Annotated in this window: 13 protein-coding genes and 1 pseudogene; 4 read left to right on the top strand and 10 right to left on the bottom strand. The window is 70.3% G+C overall.

The window, feature by feature from the left end; translation table 11 throughout:
* Positions 1 to 70 precede the first annotated feature (70 nt).
* The gene (locus AB0M76_RS03585) at positions 71 to 559 is read left to right on the top strand and encodes a DUF3180 domain-containing protein (protein WP_365951306.1); all 489 of its coding nucleotides are present in this window, start codon (positions 71 to 73) and stop codon (positions 557 to 559) included.
* A 104-nt stretch (positions 560 to 663) separates the two neighbouring features.
* On the opposite strand, the gene folE is transcribed toward AB0M76_RS03585, so the two are convergent.
* The 6 genes from folE to dacB form a co-directional block, all read right to left on the bottom strand.
* Complete coding sequence (gene folE / locus AB0M76_RS03580) at positions 664 to 1,272, bottom strand: GTP cyclohydrolase I FolE (RefSeq protein ID WP_030300741.1); 609 nt, start codon at positions 1,270 to 1,272, stop codon at positions 664 to 666.
* Between the two features lie 111 nt (positions 1,273 to 1,383).
* Positions 1,384 to 3,405 (bottom strand): ATP-dependent zinc metalloprotease FtsH, encoded by a 2,022-nt coding sequence (gene ftsH, locus AB0M76_RS03575; protein WP_365951305.1) that lies wholly within the window; start codon positions 3,403 to 3,405, stop codon positions 1,384 to 1,386.
* Positions 3,406 to 3,602: 197 nt separating this feature from the next.
* Positions 3,603 to 4,163, bottom strand: coding sequence for a hypoxanthine phosphoribosyltransferase (hpt, locus tag AB0M76_RS03570; protein ID WP_030158549.1), 561 nt, complete (start codon positions 4,161 to 4,163; stop codon positions 3,603 to 3,605).
* 65 nt (positions 4,164 to 4,228) lie between these two features.
* Complete coding sequence (gene tilS, locus AB0M76_RS03565; protein WP_365951304.1) at positions 4,229 to 5,290, bottom strand: tRNA lysidine(34) synthetase TilS; 1,062 nt, start codon at positions 5,288 to 5,290, stop codon at positions 4,229 to 4,231.
* 321 nt (positions 5,291 to 5,611) lie between these two features.
* Positions 5,612 to 6,739: a zinc-dependent metalloprotease gene (locus tag AB0M76_RS03560; RefSeq protein WP_365951303.1), complete on the bottom strand. Its 1,128-nt coding sequence runs from the start codon at positions 6,737 to 6,739 to the stop codon at positions 5,612 to 5,614.
* 48 nt (positions 6,740 to 6,787) lie between these two features.
* Entirely contained in the window at positions 6,788 to 8,236 is a 1,449-nt protein-coding gene (gene dacB, locus AB0M76_RS03555) for a D-alanyl-D-alanine carboxypeptidase/D-alanyl-D-alanine-endopeptidase (protein ID WP_365951302.1), read from the bottom strand.
* 163 nt (positions 8,237 to 8,399) lie between these two features.
* Between dacB and AB0M76_RS03550 the strand changes: the two genes are divergently transcribed.
* The 3 genes from AB0M76_RS03550 to AB0M76_RS03540 all read left to right on the top strand — a co-directional run bounded on the left by AB0M76_RS03550 (position 8,400) and on the right by AB0M76_RS03540 (position 11,647).
* The gene (locus tag AB0M76_RS03550) at positions 8,400 to 8,894 is read left to right on the top strand and encodes an inorganic diphosphatase (RefSeq protein ID WP_266672831.1); all 495 of its coding nucleotides are present in this window, start codon (positions 8,400 to 8,402) and stop codon (positions 8,892 to 8,894) included.
* 152 nt (positions 8,895 to 9,046) lie between these two features.
* Complete coding sequence (locus AB0M76_RS03545; protein ID WP_365951301.1) at positions 9,047 to 10,687, top strand: threonine/serine exporter family protein; 1,641 nt, start codon at positions 9,047 to 9,049, stop codon at positions 10,685 to 10,687.
* 345 nt (positions 10,688 to 11,032) lie between these two features.
* Entirely contained in the window at positions 11,033 to 11,647 is a 615-nt protein-coding gene (locus AB0M76_RS03540; protein WP_365951300.1) for a hypothetical protein, read from the top strand.
* 178 nt (positions 11,648 to 11,825) lie between these two features.
* On the opposite strand, the pseudogene AB0M76_RS03535 reads toward AB0M76_RS03540, so the two are convergent.
* From AB0M76_RS03535 to mrdA, 4 genes and pseudogenes are all read right to left on the bottom strand, one after another.
* Positions 11,826 to 12,443, bottom strand: a pseudogene (locus tag AB0M76_RS03535) (VTT domain-containing protein); the annotation flags it as partial.
* A 145-nt stretch (positions 12,444 to 12,588) separates the two neighbouring features.
* Positions 12,589 to 13,347 (bottom strand): MerR family transcriptional regulator, encoded by a 759-nt coding sequence (locus AB0M76_RS03530; RefSeq protein WP_365951299.1) that lies wholly within the window; start codon positions 13,345 to 13,347, stop codon positions 12,589 to 12,591.
* Positions 13,348 to 13,431: 84 nt separating this feature from the next.
* Positions 13,432 to 13,944: a DinB family protein gene (locus tag AB0M76_RS03525; RefSeq protein ID WP_365951298.1), complete on the bottom strand. Its 513-nt coding sequence runs from the start codon at positions 13,942 to 13,944 to the stop codon at positions 13,432 to 13,434.
* A gap of 87 nt (positions 13,945 to 14,031) precedes the next feature.
* Complete coding sequence (gene mrdA / locus AB0M76_RS03520) at positions 14,032 to 16,113, bottom strand: penicillin-binding protein 2 (RefSeq protein WP_365951297.1); 2,082 nt, start codon at positions 16,111 to 16,113, stop codon at positions 14,032 to 14,034.
* Positions 16,114 to 16,143: the final 30 nt, after the last annotated feature.

Here is a 16,143-nt window from a genome sequence, read left to right as displayed (position 1 = left end):
GTTAACCTGTGGCTGCCGCCTGTGGACTGCGGCGGCTGACGACTTGGCGCGGAAAGCGGGGAACGGGCACGTGAAGCAACTGAGGCCGGCGGTCCTGGCGGGGATCTTCGTCGTCGCCGGGGTGCTGTCCTGGGCGGGCGCCAGGCTGTGGAACGCGTACGGGACCCTGCCGGGCATCCCGCTGGCCGCGCCCATCGTCCTCGGCGCCATCGCGGTCGTCCTGCTGGCCACCGCCCTCTCGCTCCGGTCCCGTCTCAAGGCCCAGCGCGAGCGGCGGCCGGGCGCCAAGGGCGTGGAGCCGCTGATGGCGGCCCGCGCGGTCGTCTTCGGACAGGCCAGCGCCCTCGTGGCGGCCCTCGTGGCGGGCATGTACGGCGGCGTGGGCGTCTTCCTGCTGACCGACGGCCTGGAGGTGCCCGCCCGCCGCGACCAGGCCTGGTACGCCGCCTTCTCGGTCCTGGCGGGCGCAGCGGTCATCGCCGCCGCCCTCTTCCTGGAGCACGTCCTGAAGCTCCCGGAAGACGACGACACCACCCCCCAGTCCCCGTCCCGCGCCTGAGCCCGGCCCCGGGCCGGGGTCGGCGGGCCCCCCGCCGCCGCGCTCACGCCTCGCCTTAGCCCATGCGGTGGCGGGGGCCTGCGACCGCCCCCGTGGTCACCCGGTCAGCGCGCCATGATCAGGCTCATGGCCTCGTTGCGGGTCGCGGGGTCGCGGAGCTGGCCGCGGACCGCCGAGGTGATGGTCTTCGCGCCGGGCTTGCGGACCCCGCGCATCGTCATGCACATGTGCTCGCACTCGATGACGACGATGACCCCGCGCGGCTCCAGGATCTCCATCAGGGAGTCTGCTATCTGCGTGGTCAGCCGCTCCTGCACCTGCGGGCGGCGGGCGAACACGTCCACGAGGCGGGCCAGCTTCGACAGGCCGGTGATCTTGCCGTCGGTGGACGGGATGTAGCCGACGTGCGCGACGCCGTGGAACGGCACGAGATGGTGTTCGCAGTTGCTCATGACCTCGATGTCCTTGACCAGGACCATCTCGTCGTGGCCCAGGTCGAAGGTGGTCGTCAGGACCTCTTCGGGCTTCTGGTAGAGGCCGGCGAATATCTCCTTGTACGCCCGCGCCACACGTGCCGGGGTCTCGAGCAGGCCCTCGCGGTCCGGGTCCTCGCCGACCGCGATCAGAAGTTCGCGGACCGCCGCCTCGGCGCGCTTCTCGTCGAACTCGCCGATCGTGCCCTCGTCACCGGTCAGGGTCACTGGGTCGGTCATCTCTTCCTCGTTCCTGTGTGCACTGGCGCTCGCGGGCACGCAAAAGTGCCGCGCCCCCCAGGCTAGAACCTGGGGGGCGCGGCATCCATTCCGGGACGGTCCGGCCGAGGGCTACTCGGCGCGGTCCTCCGGGGCCGGGTCCTTCTCCACGGACACGGCCGGCGTGCTCGCCGCCGTGCCGTTCGCCGAGTTCGTCAGCTGGAGCTCCTTGGGAGAGAGCACCGGCGGACGGGTCGACGGGGTGCGGTGCGAAGAGCCGGTCCACGCCGGGCGGGCCGGGCGCTTCACGATCGTCGAGAAGACCTCGGCGATCTGCTCCTTGTTCAGCGTTTCCTTCTCGAGGAGCGCGAGGACCAGGTTGTCGAGGACGTCGCGGTTCTCGACCAGGATCTCCCAGGCCTCGTTGTGCGCGGTCTCGATGAGCTTCTTGACCTCTTCGTCGACCAGCGCCGCGACCTCTTCCGAGTAGTCCCGCGGGTGCGACATCTCGCGGCCCAGGAACGGCTCGGTGTTGTCCCCGCCGAACTTGATCGCGCCGAGGCGCTCGGTCATGCCGTACTGGGTCACCATCGCGCGGGCCGTCGCCGTGGCCTTCTCGATGTCGTTCGCCGCGCCGGTGGTCGGGTCGTGGAAGACCAGCTCCTCGGCCGCGCGCCCGCCCAGCATGTACGCCAGCTGGTCGAGCATCTCGTTGCGCGTGGTCGAGTACCTGTCCTCGTCGGGCAGGACCATGGTGTAGCCCAGGGCCCGGCCGCGGGACAGGATCGTGATCTTGTGGACCGGGTCGGAGTTCGGGGAAGCCGCCGCGACCAGGGCGTGGCCGCCCTCGTGGTACGCGGTGATCTTCTTTTCCCGGTCCGACATGATCCGGGTCCGCTTCTGCGGGCCCGCCACGACGCGGTCGATGGCCTCGTCCAGCATGTGGTTGTCGATCAGCTTGCGGTCCGAGCGGGCGGTGAGGAGCGCCGCCTCGTTCAGGACGTTGGACAGATCGGCACCCGTGAAACCGGGGGTGCGACGGGCGACGGCCGAGAGGTCGACGTCCGGAGTGACCGGCTTGCCCTTCTGGTGGACCTTGAGGATCTCCAGACGGCCCTGCATGTCCGGACGGTCGACCGCGATCTGCCGGTCGAAGCGGCCCGGGCGCAGCAGCGCCGGGTCGAGGATGTCCGGGCGGTTCGTGGCGGCGATCAGGATGACGCCGCCCTTCACGTCGAAGCCGTCCATCTCGACGAGCAGCTGGTTCAGGGTCTGCTCGCGCTCGTCGTGGCCGCCGCCGAGGCCCGCACCGCGGTGCCGGCCGACGGCGTCGATCTCGTCGACGAAGACGATCGCCGGGGCGTTGGCCTTGGCCTGTTCGAACAGGTCGCGGACACGCGAGGCACCGACACCGACGAACATCTCGACGAAGTCGGAACCGGAGATCGAGTAGAACGGAACGCCCGCCTCGCCGGCGACGGCACGCGCCAGCAGGGTCTTGCCGGTGCCGGGCGGGCCGTAGAGCAGCACGCCCTTGGGGATCTTGGCCCCGACGGCCTGGAACTTGGCCGGCTCCTGCAGGAACTCCTTGATCTCGTGGAGTTCCTCGACGGCCTCGTCCGCGCCCGCGACGTCGGCGAACGTCGTCTTCGGGGTGTCCTTGGTGATGAGCTTGGCCTTGGACTTCCCGAAGTTCATCACCCGGGAGCCGCCGCCCTGCATCTGATTCATCAGGAACAGGAAGACGACGACGATGAGGACGAAGGGCAGCAGGGAGAGCAGCACGCTGAGGAACGGGCTGGTCTTGTCCGGCGAGACGGTGTAACCGTCGGGGATCTGACCGGCTTCGTACTTGGTCTGGAGGTTCTGGGCGAGCTGGACGCCCTGGTCTCCGATGTAGTTGGCCTGGAACTTGGTGCCGTCGTTGTCGCCGAGCTTCTGGTCCTTCTTCAGCTCGATCTTGATCATCTGGCTGTCACCGGTGGTGAGCTTGGCGCTCTCCACCTGGCCACTGTTGATCGCCTTGATGACCTCGCTGGTCTCCACCGACTTGTAGCCGCCGCCGGAGCCGACGACGTTCATCAACACGACCACGGCGAGGACGGCCAGCACGATCCACATGACCGGCCCACGGAAGTATCGCTTCACGTCCATCCATACGGGGCGCCAGGCGCCCCGTCCCTCCTGCCCGTAGGTAAATGCTGCTGTGAGTAAAGACTGTTCTTCGGAATGTACCCCTGTATTGTCACCCGCGGCCTCGTGGGACGGCTGACAGAACTGCTTTCCCCTGCTCCAACGGCAGGAATCGTTCCAGGGTTCCCCTGTGCGGACCCCGACCGGGGCCCGCGGACTCAGCCGCCGTAGACGTGCGGCGCGAGGGTGCCGACGAACGGCAGGTTGCGGTACTTCTCCGCGTAGTCGAGGCCGTAGCCGACGACGAACTCGTTCGGGATGTCGAAGCCGACCCACTTCACGTCGATCGCGACCTTGGCGGCGTCGGGCTTGCGCAGCAGCGTGACGACCTCGAGCGAGGCCGGCTGGCGGGAGCCCAGGTTCGACAGCAGCCAGGACAGGGTCAGGCCCGAGTCGATGATGTCCTCGACGATCAGGACGTGCTTGTCCTTGATGTCGGTGTCCAGGTCCTTGAGGATCCGGACCACACCGGAGGACTGGGTCCCGGCGCCGTACGAGGACACCGCCATCCAGTCCATGGTGAGCGGGGTGGACAAGGCGCGTGCCAGGTCCGCCATCACCATCACCGCGCCCTTGAGGACGCCGACGATGAGCAGGTCCTTGCCCGCGTACTCCGCGTCGATCTTCGCGGCCAGCTCGGCCAGCTTCGCGTCGATCTCTTCCTTGGTGATGAGCACCGACTGGAGGTCGCTGCCCATGTCCTTCTCGTCCACCCGCATCACTTTCGTTGTCGGCCGGGGCTCCGGGGGTTCCCCCGGAGGACTCAGCCGTGTTTCAGCACCAATCAGCCCTGCCGGATGACAAGTCTGCCACCCTGCCGCTGGGCTTCGACCCGGCCGGGCAGGTTGATGGCGCCCTGACCCCGCCATCCGGTGATGAGCCGGTCCACTTCCTCGATGTGGCGGGCGAAGAGGGAGCCTGCGGGGGAACCGGCCGCGACCACGGCCCTGCGCAGCACGCGGCGGCGGACGGCCGGGGGCAGAGCGTAGAGCTTGGCGCACTCCAGACGGCCGTCCGCGTCCCGTACGCCGGCCTCGGCCTCGGCGGCCCAGGCGTCGAGGGCGTCGGCGTCGTCACGGGACAGCTGGGCGGTGCGGGCCAGCGCCTCGACCACACCCTTGCCCAGCGCCTTCTCGAGGGCGGGCAGTCCCTCGTGGCGGAGCCGGGAGCGGGTGTAGGCGGGGTCGATGTTGTGCGGGTCGTCCCAGACCGGCAGGGACTGGACCATGCAGGCCTTGCGGGCGGTCTGCCGGTCGACCCGGAGGAAGGGGCGGCGATAGCGGTGGCTGCGGCCGGGGCCGCCGGAAACTTCGGCCATGCCGGACAGCGAGCGGATGCCGGAGCCGCGGGCGAGCCCCAGCAGGACGGTTTCGGCTTGATCGTCCCGGGTGTGGCCGAGCAGCACGGCGGCGGCGCCCAGGCGGTCGGCGGCCTCGTCCAGGGCGGCGTAGCGGGCGTCGCGGGCGGCGGCCTCGGGTCCGCCGTCGCGGCCGACGCGCACGGCGACGGACTCCACCGGGTCGAGGCGGAGTGCGGTCATGCGGGTGACGACCTCGGCGGCGCGCAGGTCGGAGCCCACCTGGAGCCCGTGGTCGACGGTGATGCCGCCGGCCCGGATGCCGAGTTTGGGCGCCTCGAAGGCGAGGGCGGAGGCGAGCGCCATGGAGTCGGCGCCGCCGGAGCAGGCGACGAGTACGAGTGGCGGGGAGCCGGCCGCGGGGGCGGGGGTCCCCCCGGGCGGAGCCGTGGAGAGGCCGGCGGGACGGTCGGTGAGGTCGGTGAGGACGTCGTGGAGTACGCGGCGGACCGCCAGGCGTATCGCCGCGACCGCAGGATGGGGACCCATGTCCGGTGCCCTTCGGTGGAGTTCGGATGCCTCGGAGGCTTCCCCCGGCCGACGCCGGGAGGTGCCCCCATGGGGTGTGGTGCTGGAACGGCTGCTGTTCGGTGCTGTTCGACGCTGCCCGGTGCCCCGGCCCCGTGAGGAGCCCCCGCCGGGAGCCCCCGCAAGATGAAGGGGTTGTCACTCAGAGTGCGTCGATGGTGACAGAACCGAGCCGTTCCCTGAGCATCGCACGGCCTTCCACGCCTCACGGTCCCTCGGACGGGTGACGCTGCTTCCCCCAGTGAGACATGTTTACGCCCCCTGAGTCACTCCCCTTCGCTTCTATTCGCCCTTGCGATGCACGCGCGCGACCCAGTCCGCGGGCTTGGCGATCTCCGCCTTGGTCGGCAGCGTGTTCGGCGAGGTCCAGACCCGGTTGAAGCCGTCCATGCCGACCTGGCCGACGACGGCCCGTACGAAGCGCTCGCCGTCGCGGTACTGGCGCAGCTTGGCGTCGAGCCCCAGCAGCTTGCGCAGCGCGCTGTCGAGGCGGCCCGCGCCGCTGGCCCGGCGCTGCTGGAACTTCTCCCGGATCTCGGCGACCGAGGGCACCACCGCGGGGCCGACCCCGTCCATGACGTAGTCGGCGTGACCCTCCAGCAGGGACATGACGGCGGTCAGCCGGCCGAGCACCTCGCGCTGCTCGGGGGTCTGGACGAGCTCGACCAGGGAGCGGCCCTCGTCGCCCTGCTCGGAGTCGGGGCGGGCGCCGGTGAAGGACTGGGCGGCCTCGCGCAGCCGCTCGAGGATGGTCGCCGGGTCCACCTCGGTGGCGCCGAGGAACGTCTGGATCTCGCCCTCGAGGTGGTCGCGGAGCCAGGGCACGGCCGTGAACTGCGTACGGTGCGTCTCCTCGTGCAGGCAGACCCACAGCCGGAAGTCGTGCGGGCGCACGTCCAGCTCGCGCTCGACGTGCACGATGTTCGGGGCGACGAGCAGCAGCCGGCCGCCGCCTGCGGCCGAGCCCGGCAGGTCGCGGCCGGCCGGGGCGAAGGTCTCGTACTGGCCGAGCACGCGGGAGGCCAGGAAGCTGAGCAGCATGCCGAGTTCGACGCCGGTGACCTTGCCGCCGACCGCGCCGAGGACGGCGCCGCCGGGGGCGCCGGCGCGGCGGTCCTGCATCTTGCCGAGGAGGGGGGCGAGGAGCTCGCGGAAGCCGGCCACGTTGGCCTTGACCCAGCCGGCCCGGTCGACGACGAGGACGGGGGTGTCGGGGACGGCCGCGCCCTCGGGGATCATCCGGGTGAACTCGCGCACGTGGCGTTCGGAGGTCCTGGCATGCCTGCGCAGTTCCGCCACCACGGCCCGGGCCTCGTCACGGCTGACCTCGGGACCCGGCCGGACCAGCCGGGTCGCGGTCGCCACCGCGAGATTCCAGTCGACCATCTCGGCACCACCGATGCTCGTCATGCGTCAACGGTACGTGGACCAGCGCCGATGCGGAGCCCCCCGGAATCGCTACGAGGCGCGGGCGACGGCCGCGGCGAGCTTGTCGAGACCCTTCTCCGCGGCCCCCGCGTCGGTGGTGTTCGCGGTCAGGAACGCGAAGGCGAGGAGTCGGCCGGAGGGGTCGACGACGGTCCCGGCGAGGGAGTTCACCCCGTTCAGGGTGCCCGTCTTGGCCCGGACGAGGCCGGCGGCCGGGGAGCTGCCGGCGTTGCGGCTGCGCAGGGTCCCGGTGAATCCGGCGACGGGCAGTCCGGTGAGCACGGGCCGCAGCTCCGGCCGCTGCGGGTCGGCGGCCTTGGCCAGGAGCCCCGTCAGCAGGCCGGTGTTGATCTTGTCGGCGCGGTTGAGGCCGCTGCCGTCGGCGAAGCGGGCGCCGGCGGTGTCGATGCCGAGGGCCGTGAGCCGGTCCTTGACGGCCTTCTCGGCGCCCTCGAAGCTGGCGGGCTGCCCGGAGGCGAGGGCGGTCTGGCGGGCCAGGACCTCGGCGATGTCGTTGTCGCTGTTGGTCAGCATCCGCTCGACGAGCCCGGCGAGCGGGGTGGAGAGGGTGGTGGCGAGCGGCTGGGCGCCGGCGGGTGCCTTGGCCTTGGCGGGGTCGGCGGTGACCTTGATGCCGCGTTCCTTGAGGAGGGCGGCGAAGGAGCGGGCGGTCTCCTGGGCGGGGTCCTCGACCCGCTCGACGGGGCCGGAGGTGGAGTCGTCGGGGCGGCCCTCGTCCGCCGCCAGGGCCGTGACCAGCGCGATGTTGGGGTTCGCGCCGATCGGGTGGAGGGCGGGCCCGGTGAAGAGGGTGTCGTCGTAGCCGAGGCGCACGGTGTCGGTGCCGGCGGCCTTGAGGGCCTGGGCGGTGTCGGCGGCGAGCGCGACGAGGCTGCCGCCGGATCCGGCGGGGCTCTTCTTCTTGGCGGTGAGGGAGGGGTCGCCGCCGCCGACCAGGACGATCTCCCCGGGGCCTGCGCCGGGGGCCACGGCGGTCCGGATCCGGTGCTCGGGGCCGAGCGCGGCCAGCGCGGCCGTCGCGGTGGCGATCTTGGTGGTGGAGGCGGGGGTCATGGCCTCGCGCGGCCCGGACTCGAAGAGCACCTGGCCGGTGGCGGTGTCGACGACCGAGGCGGTACGGACCGTCCCGAGCGCGGCGTCGGCGAGGAGCGGCCGCAGGGCCGCGGCGAGCCGCCCGGGATCCGTGGCCGCGACCCCGCTCTCGGCCTTGAGCTCAGCGCCTGGCCCGATCCCCGAGAGCACCCCGGGGGCACTGGGCGCGGCCTGCGGCAGGGCCCCCCCGCCGTGGTCCGCACCGTGATCTGCGCCACCCGTAAGGCCCCAGGAGGCGGCCCTGTCCCGCTCGGCCTTACGCTGGCCGGAGTCCCAAGGACCGGCAGCGGCCACCGCAGCCACCGACAGGGCGAGGCCGGCGGCGGCCGACACCGCGATGAGCTGCCACGTCTTGACCAATGGCACCTCGGACCAGCCCCTTTCGCGATCACACATATGCGTGAGGGACACTTAACCACTGCGTCTTGCCGCGAGCATGGCACCCCACCCGGCAGAGCTGGGCCGGACGTGCACGCAGGTGAATCAACGCAGTCTCGAAGCAATGAAGCTGATCATGGAGGAGCAGGACGTGGAGTTCGACGTCACCATCGAGATCCCCAAGGGTTCGCGGAACAAGTACGAGGTGGACCACGAGACCGGCCGGATCCGCCTGGACCGTCGCCTCTTCACCTCGACCAGCTACCCGGCCGACTACGGCTTCGTCGAGAACACCCTCGGCGAGGACGGCGACCCGCTGGACGCGCTGGTCATCCTGGACGAGCCCACCTTCCCGGGCTGCCTGATCAAGTGCCGCGCGATCGGCATGTTCAACATGACGGACGAGGCGGGCGGCGACGCCAAGCTGCTCTGCGTGCCGGCCTCCGACCCGCGGGTGGAGCACCTGCGCGACATCCACCACGTGTCCGAGTTCGACCGCCTGGAGATCCAGCACTTCTTCGAGGTCTACAAGGACCTGGAGCCGGGCAAGTCGGTCGAGGGCGCGAACTGGGTCGGCCGCGCCGAGGCCGAGGCCGAGATCGAGGCCTCGTACAAGCGCCTCGAGGCCCAGGGCGGCCACCACTGAATCCGCTGAGTCCGCTCAGCCGGTAACAGGCTCGAACACGACGGGCGGTACCCCTTCATCGAGGGGGTACCGCCCGTTCGTCATCTGGTTTCGCCGGGGACGAAACGGTTCCGCATACTGGTACCCCTGGGTGATCACGGACTGGAGGACGCGTGGCGGAGGCCGATGGGGCCGAGGACAGGAAGCCCCAGTCCGACGAAGCGCACAGCGCCTTCGCAGCCCCGCCCGGGATGGAGCCGGAGGTTCCCGAGGAGGACCAACCCACCTCGGAATTCGTCCGTCCGGCAGGGGCCGAAACGGTGCAGCCGGAGCCCGAGGGCTCCGCGTTCGCGCCCCCGGCCACCTACAGCGGCCGGCAGTCCCCGCCCGCCTACACCCCCGGCCAGGGCTTCCCCGTCTCCCTGATGAAGGAATCCCCCTGGCAGGACCGCATGCGCACCATGCTGCGCATGCCGGTCGACGTGCGGCCCGTCCCCGAGGCCGTGCACAAGCACAGCGAGACCGGGCCCGCCGTGGGCCGCGTACTCGACCTGACCCTGCGCATCGGCGAGCTGCTGCTCGCGGGCGGCGAGGGCGCCGAGGACGTGGAGGCCGCGATGTTCGCGGTCGCCCGCTCGTACGGGCTGGACCGCTGCGAGCCCACGGTCACCTTCACGCTGCTGTCGATCACCCACCAGCCCTCCCTCGTCGACGACCCGGTCTCGGCGAGCCGGACCGTGCGCCGCCGCGGTACCGACTACACCCGCCTGGCCGCCGTCTACCAGCTGGTCGACGACATCAGCGCGCACGAGATCGAGCTCTCGCTGGAGGAGGCCTACCGGCGCCTCGCCGAGATCCGCCGCAACCGGCACCCGTACCCCTCCTGGGTCCTCACGGCCGCTGCCGGGCTGCTGGCCGCGGCCGCCTCCACCCTGGTCGGCGGTGGCGTGGTCGTCTTCATCGCGGCCGCGATCGGGGCGATGCTCGGCGACCGGCTGGCCTGGCTGTGCGCCGGGCGCGGGCTGCCGGAGTTCTACCAGTTCGTGGTCGCGGCGATGCCGCCCGCCGCGATCGGCGTGGCCCTGAAGCTGGCCGAGACCGACGTGCGCGCCTCCGCGGTGATCACCGGCGGGCTGTTCGCGCTGCTGCCCGGGCGGGCCCTGGTCGCAGCCGTGCAGGACGGCCTGACCGGCTTCTACATCACCGCTTCCGCCCGGCTGCTGGAGGTCATGTACCTCTTCATCGGCATCATCATGGGCGTGCTGGTCGTGCTGTACCTCGGGCTCCAGCTCGGCGCCTCGCCGAAGCCGGAGGAGGTCCTCCAGATCACCCAGCGGCCGCTGATCCAGATCGCGGCCTCGATGGTGCTGGTGTTCACGTTCGCGATCCTGCTCCAGCAGGAACGTTCCACCGTGTGGATCGTGACGCTGAACGGCGGGGTCGCCTGGGTGACCTTCGGGGCCCTGCACTACGCGGGCGGCATCCCGCCCGTGCCCTCCACGGCCATCGCCGCCGGGCTGGTCGGCCTGTTCGGCCAGCTCTTCTCTCGCTACCGCTTCGCGTCGGCCCTGCCGTACACGACAGCAGCCATCGGCCCGCTGCTGCCGGGCTCGGCGACGTACTACGGGCTGCTGCTGATCGCCGAGAACCGGCTGAACGAGGGCCTCGGCTCGCTGGTGAACGCCGCCGCCATCGCGCTGGCCATCGCGATCGGGGTCAACCTCGGCTCCGAGACCTCGCGGCTGTTCATGCGGATCCCGGGAGCCACCAGCGCCGCCAAGCGCCGCGCGGCGAAGCGGACCCGCGGCTTCTAGGGCCTTTTCCGTCAAGCTGATCGCTCGACGGCGTCCCGGTTTTCGGGATGCCGTCGCCGCGGCATGGGCGCCTTTCCGGAAAACCGCAATGCGGGTTCCGTGGATTCAACAAATACGTCAATCCGACCTGTCAAGTCCCGAATTCCCGGGACGTGTCCTTGTGCGGCGACCCGCGCTTACTTGAGGCACGGGCCGACCAGGTCCGTGACATTCCGGCACCGGCCGGACCAGCGCCGGAGCCGGGATTCACCCCTCTCGACGCACAAGGAGAATCCCATGCCCAAGACAGCCTTGACCCGGCATTTCGTGACGTTGGCGACGACGACCGCCCTGGCGGCCGGAGTCGTGGCGCTGCCCGCGAGCGCATTCGCCGCGACGCCGCACAAGACTGCCGCAGTCAGTCACACCAACCTTGTCAACGACAAGAATGACGGCCGCAACAAGAACCGCAACGGAAAAGAGAACAACAACAAGCACGGGAAGGGAAAGGGGAAGGGGAACGGCGGGCACGATAAGCATCCGGCGCCGCCGACGCTGCCCTTGCCGCCGCTGCCGCCGAAGCTTCCGGTACCGCTGCCTCCGATACCGCTCCCGCCCAAGCTTCCGATCCCGCTGCCTCCGCCCCCGGGCCTGCCGGTTCCCAAGCTGCCGCTGCCGCTGCCTCCGGTACCGAAGTTCCCGATCCCGGTGCCGAAGATCCCGCTGCCGCTGCCGCCGGTACCGAAGTTCCCGCTGCCGGTGCCGCCGAAGCTGCCGATCCCGCTGCCGCCGGTACCCAAGCTGCCGATCCCGCTGCCGCCCGTACCCAAGCTGCCGATCCCGCTGCCCAAGCTGCCGATCCCCGTACCGAAGATCCCGCTGCCGAAGCTGCCGATCCCGCTGCCCCCGGTACCCAAGCTGCCCATCCCGCTGCCCAAGATCCCGAACCCGCTGCCGATCCCCCTGCCCTGGCCCTTCTGATCGCTACCGCGACGGTTCGAGCTGACCGCAGGACCAACGGCAAAAGCCCGAGGGCGGGCACCCGTGAGGGTGCCCGCCCTCGGCACGTACGGCGGTCGGATTCCCGGCGTGCGGTCTAGCGCTTGGCGTGGCGGCGGCGCTCGCCGCCGGGCGCCGCATCGGAGCCGCCGCCGTTCGCCTTGGCCTCCTTGCGGGCCTTCAGCACCTCGAAGATCACCGGGATGAGCGAGAGGAGGACGATCAGGACGAGGATCGCCTCGACGTTGGTCTTGATGAAGTCGATCTGGCCGAGCCAGAAGCCCGCGACCGTGAGCCCCGCACCCCAGGCGATGCCGCCGATGACGTTGTACGTCAGGAACGTGCGGTACTTCATCGAGCCGGCGCCCGCGACCATCGGGGCGAACGTACGGACGATCGGCACGAAGCGGGCGAGCACGATGGCCTTCGGGCCGTGCTTGTCCATGAACTCGTGCGCCTTGTCCAGATTCTCCCGCTTGAAGAGCTTCGACTTCGGCCGGTTGAAGAGCTTCGGCCCGAAGACCTTGCCGATCATGTATCCGACCTGGTCACCGACGATCGCGGCGACCGAGATCAGGGTGCAGACCAGCCACAGCGGCTGCTTGATGTACTCGCCGTTCGCCACCAGCAGGCCCGCCGTGAACAGCAGGGAGTCGCCGGGCAGGAAGGCGAACAGCCCGGACTCCGCGAAGACGATGGCCAGGATGCCGATCAGGCCGTAGTGCGAGATCAGATAGTCCGGGGACAGCCACTCAGGGGCGAGCGCAAGCGTGTACACGAGTTCCGGGCTCTCCTGGATCGGGGGTATCGCGGCGGGCGTCCGCGGATGCATCGGACATGACGGCGGTTTCAATTATCAACGCACAGGACCCCCTCCCGGTTCCAGTCACCGGGAGAGGGCCGTGTGGGGAACATCCGGCTGTCTACACGTTGCGGACGGCGTTCGCGAGGATCGCGTCCCGTACGAACACCGCCAGACCGGGACGGACCGTGTCGTAGTAGGCCGTGAACCGCTCGTCCGCGACGTACATCTCACCCAGGCACGTGTGCATCTCGTGCGAGCAGGTGTAGCAGTGCCGGCCGATCCAGCCGCGGTGCTCCTCGGCCACGCCCATGGCCGCGTCGGACTCCGCGGACGCACCGGCGTCCAGCAGCTCGGCGAACCGCCGGTTGATCTCGTCCGCCTCGGCCTGGAAGCGCTTCCAGTCTTCCTTCGTGAAGGTGGCCGCCCGGCGGGCGGACTCCTTGTACGCGTCCGTGCTGCCCCAGCGCTGGTGCGCCTCGTCCGCGTACTGGTCGGGGTCGAAGTCCCCGAAGACCTCGAACTTCTCCTCGGGCGTGAGGTTGATGCCCATTCTCTCTGCCTCCATGGCGTGCTCCACGGCCTCGGCCATCTGCTGGAGCCGGGCGATCCGGTCGGACAGGAGGGCATGCTGCCGGCGCAGGTGCTCCCTCGGGTTCGACTCCGGATCGTCCAGCAGGACCGCGACCTCTTCGAGCGGGAAGCCGAGCTCCCGGTAGAACAGGATCCGCTGCAGCCGGTCGAGATCGGCGTCGTCGTAACGCCGGTGCCCCGCGCTGCTGCGGGTGCTCGGGGAGAGCAGGCCGATCTCGTCGTAGTGGTGCAGGGTGCGCACCGTGACTCCGGCGAATCCGGCGACCTGTCCCACGGAGTGGCTCATCGTTCCCGCTCCTCTGGTTGGGTACGCCCCTCACTCTGAGTCCTCACGCCGCGTGAGGTGCAAGTCCGCCGCCGGGGCTACGGGCTATCCCATGGCCTTGGTGCCGTCGATGGACTCCCGGATGACGTCCGCGTGGCCCGCGTGCCGCGCGAACTCCTCCACCAGGTGCAGCAGCATCCAGCGCATCGAGACCTTGCCGTTCTCGGGGAACCAGGGCGCCGGCGGCAGCGGGAAGGTCTCGTCGAGGCTGGGCAGGTCCCGGACGAAGGCCGTCAGCTCTGCCGTGACGCCCTCCCAGAAGGCCTGGACGGACGGGACGGTCTCGGCCCCCACGAGGAGGAAGGCCTCGCCCCACGCCTCACGGTCGCGCTGGATCTCGTTGGGCCGCTGCTGCGCCAGCCGCAGCCAGGCCAGCTCGACCTCGGCGACGTGCTTGACCAGCCCGGACAGCGACAGCTCGCTGGCGCTGGGACGGCTCGCCGCCTGCTCCTCGGTGAGTCCGGCCAGCGATTCACGGATCGCCGTGCGCTGGGATTCGACGAAGAGCAGGAGCGTGCCGCGCTCGTCGCCCGGGATCTCTTCGGAGAGGTGAGCCATGACCTACCGCCTTTTTTCCGTGGGTCTTCCTGCTGACAAGAACGACGGTACGGGGCATTGAGGTCAGCTTCTGTCCTCAATCCCGGCTCAGTTTCCGGCGTCGTCGGGGCGGATCGCCGGCAGGGCCGTCTGCGGCTTCGGGAGCAGGGCCTTGGACAGGTCCTGACTGCCCTTCTCGTCGAGCCCGTACATCGCCTCGTAGATCTTGCGCACCGCCGGCCCGGAGGCCCCCGAGCCCGTACCGCCCTGGGAGATCGTCATGACGATCGAGTAGTCCTCGGTGTACGAGGCGAACCACGAGGTGGTCTGCTTGCCCTGCACCTCCGCGGTGCCCGTCTTCGCGTGCATCGGGATCTGCTTCTGCGGCCAGCCGCCGAACCGCCAGGCCGCGCTGCCCGTGGTGGCCACCGCGGCGAGCGCGCCGTCGATGTCGTCGCGCAGCTCCGCGTCCATGGGCAGCCTGCCCTGCTCCTTGGGCGCGATCTCCTTGACCGAGGTTCCGTCGGCACTGACGATCGCCTTGCCGACGCTCGGCTGGTGCATCGTGCCGCCGTTGGCGATGGCCGCGTAGATCGACGCCATCTGGATCGGGGTGACGAGGGTGTCGCCCTGGCCGATCGAGTAGTTGATCGCGTCGCCCTCGCGGAGCTGGTTGCCCTGGCGGCAGTTCTCGTACGCGATCTTCTCGGCGTACGAGCCGTCCTTCTTGCCGTCCCGGCACCAGGCGGCCTTGTTCGCCTCGAAGAAGTCCTTCTTCCACTGGCGGTCGGGGACCCGGCCGTTCACCTCGTTCGGCAGGTCGATGCCGGTCGCCTTGCCCAGGCCGAACTCGTGGGCCGTCTTGAGGAACCAGTCGCCCGGGTCCTTCCTGGGGTTGATCCCGCCGTCCTTCTTCCACTCCTTGTCCGCGAGGGCGTAGTAGACGGTGTCGCAGGAGACCTCGAGGGCCCGTCCGATGGTGATGTCGCCGTAGCCCTGCGACTCGAAGTTGGTGAAGGTCTGGCTGCCCACCGAGTACGAGCTGGGGCAGCCGTACCGCCCGTTGAAGGGGTACCCGGCGTTCACCGCGGCGGTCGAGGAGACGACCTTGAAGATCGATCCCGGGGCCGCCTGGCCCTGGATCGCGCGGTTGAGCAGCGGGTAGTTGGAGTCCTTGTCGGTGAGGGACGCGTAGTCCTTGGCGGAGATGCCGCCGACCCACGCGTTCGGGTCGTAGGTCGGGTTGGAGGCCATCGCGACGATGCGGCCCGTCTTGGCCTCCATGACGACGACCGCGCCCGAGTCGGCCTCGTAGTTCTTGCGCGTGTTCTTGTCGTACCCCTTGCGGGCCTCGATCATCGCGTTGTTCAGCTCGCGCTCGGCCACCGCCTGCACGCGCGAGTCGATCGAGGTGACGACGTTCGAGCCGGGCGTCGGCTTGTCGGCCTGCGCCTGCCCGATGACCCGCCCGAGGTTGTCCACCTCGTAGCGCGTGATGCCCGCCTTGCCGCGCAGCTCCTTGTCGTACGTGCGCTCCAGGCCGGAGCGGCCCACCTGGTCGGAGCGCAGGTACGGGGAGTCGGTCTTCTTGGCCTTGGTGATCTCCGGGTCGGTGACCGGCGAGAGGTAGCCCAGCACCTGCGAGGTGTTGGCCCCGTCGGGGCCGGCGTAGCGGCGCAGGGCGGTCGGCTCGGCGGTGATGCCGGGGAACTGCTCGGCGTGCTCCCTTATCTCCAGCACCTGGTCCGTGGTCGCCTCGTCGGTGACGGGGATCGGCTGGTACGGGGAGCCGTTCCAGCACGGCTTGGGCGTCTTGGCGTCGCACAGCCGGACGCTGTTGACCACGTCCTCGGGGTTGAGGCCCAGGACGCCGGCGAGCCGGGTCAGGACGCCCTTGCCCTTGTCCTTCATCCTGGTGAGGTCGGTACGGCTGGCGGAGACGACCATGCGCGTCTCGTTGTCGGCGAGCGGGACCCCGCGGGAGTCCAGGATCGAGCCGCGCACCGCGGGCTGGACGACCTGCTGGGTGTGGTTGTTCTTCGCCTCGTCCGTGTACTCCTGGCCGTTGCGCACCTGGAGGTACCAGAGGCGCCCGCCGAGGGTGAGCAGCAGCGAGAAGACGACCACCTGGATGACGACCAGGCGGTTCTGGACCCGGGGCGTACGCCCCGTCTCCGGAATGTTGCTCAACTCAGGTCTCCCCCGGAACGCTGCCTGCCG

Origin of the sequence: Streptomyces sp. NPDC051364 (assembly GCF_040682115.1) — a bacterium.
Taxonomy (GTDB): domain Bacteria; phylum Actinomycetota; class Actinomycetes; order Streptomycetales; family Streptomycetaceae; genus Streptomyces.
The sequence above is the reverse complement of the archived record's forward strand: the minus strand, read 5'-3'. Positions and strand labels throughout refer to the sequence as shown.

Coding starts and splice junctions, on each gene's coding strand:
- hpt (WP_030158549.1), bottom strand. CDS start 4,163: ATGCGGGTGGACGAGAAGGACATGGGCAGCGACCTCCAGTCGGTGCTC.
- ftsH (WP_365951305.1), bottom strand. CDS start 3,405: ATGGACGTGAAGCGATACTTCCGTGGGCCGGTCATGTGGATCGTGCTG.
- tilS (WP_365951304.1), bottom strand. CDS start 5,290: ATGGGTCCCCATCCTGCGGTCGCGGCGATACGCCTGGCGGTCCGCCGC.
- AB0M76_RS03525 (WP_365951298.1), bottom strand. CDS start 13,944: ATGGCTCACCTCTCCGAAGAGATCCCGGGCGACGAGCGCGGCACGCTC.
- folE (WP_030300741.1), bottom strand. CDS start 1,272: ATGACCGACCCAGTGACCCTGACCGGTGACGAGGGCACGATCGGCGAG.
- AB0M76_RS03530 (WP_365951299.1), bottom strand. CDS start 13,347: ATGAGCCACTCCGTGGGACAGGTCGCCGGATTCGCCGGAGTCACGGTG.
- AB0M76_RS03560 (WP_365951303.1), bottom strand. CDS start 6,739: ATGACGAGCATCGGTGGTGCCGAGATGGTCGACTGGAATCTCGCGGTG.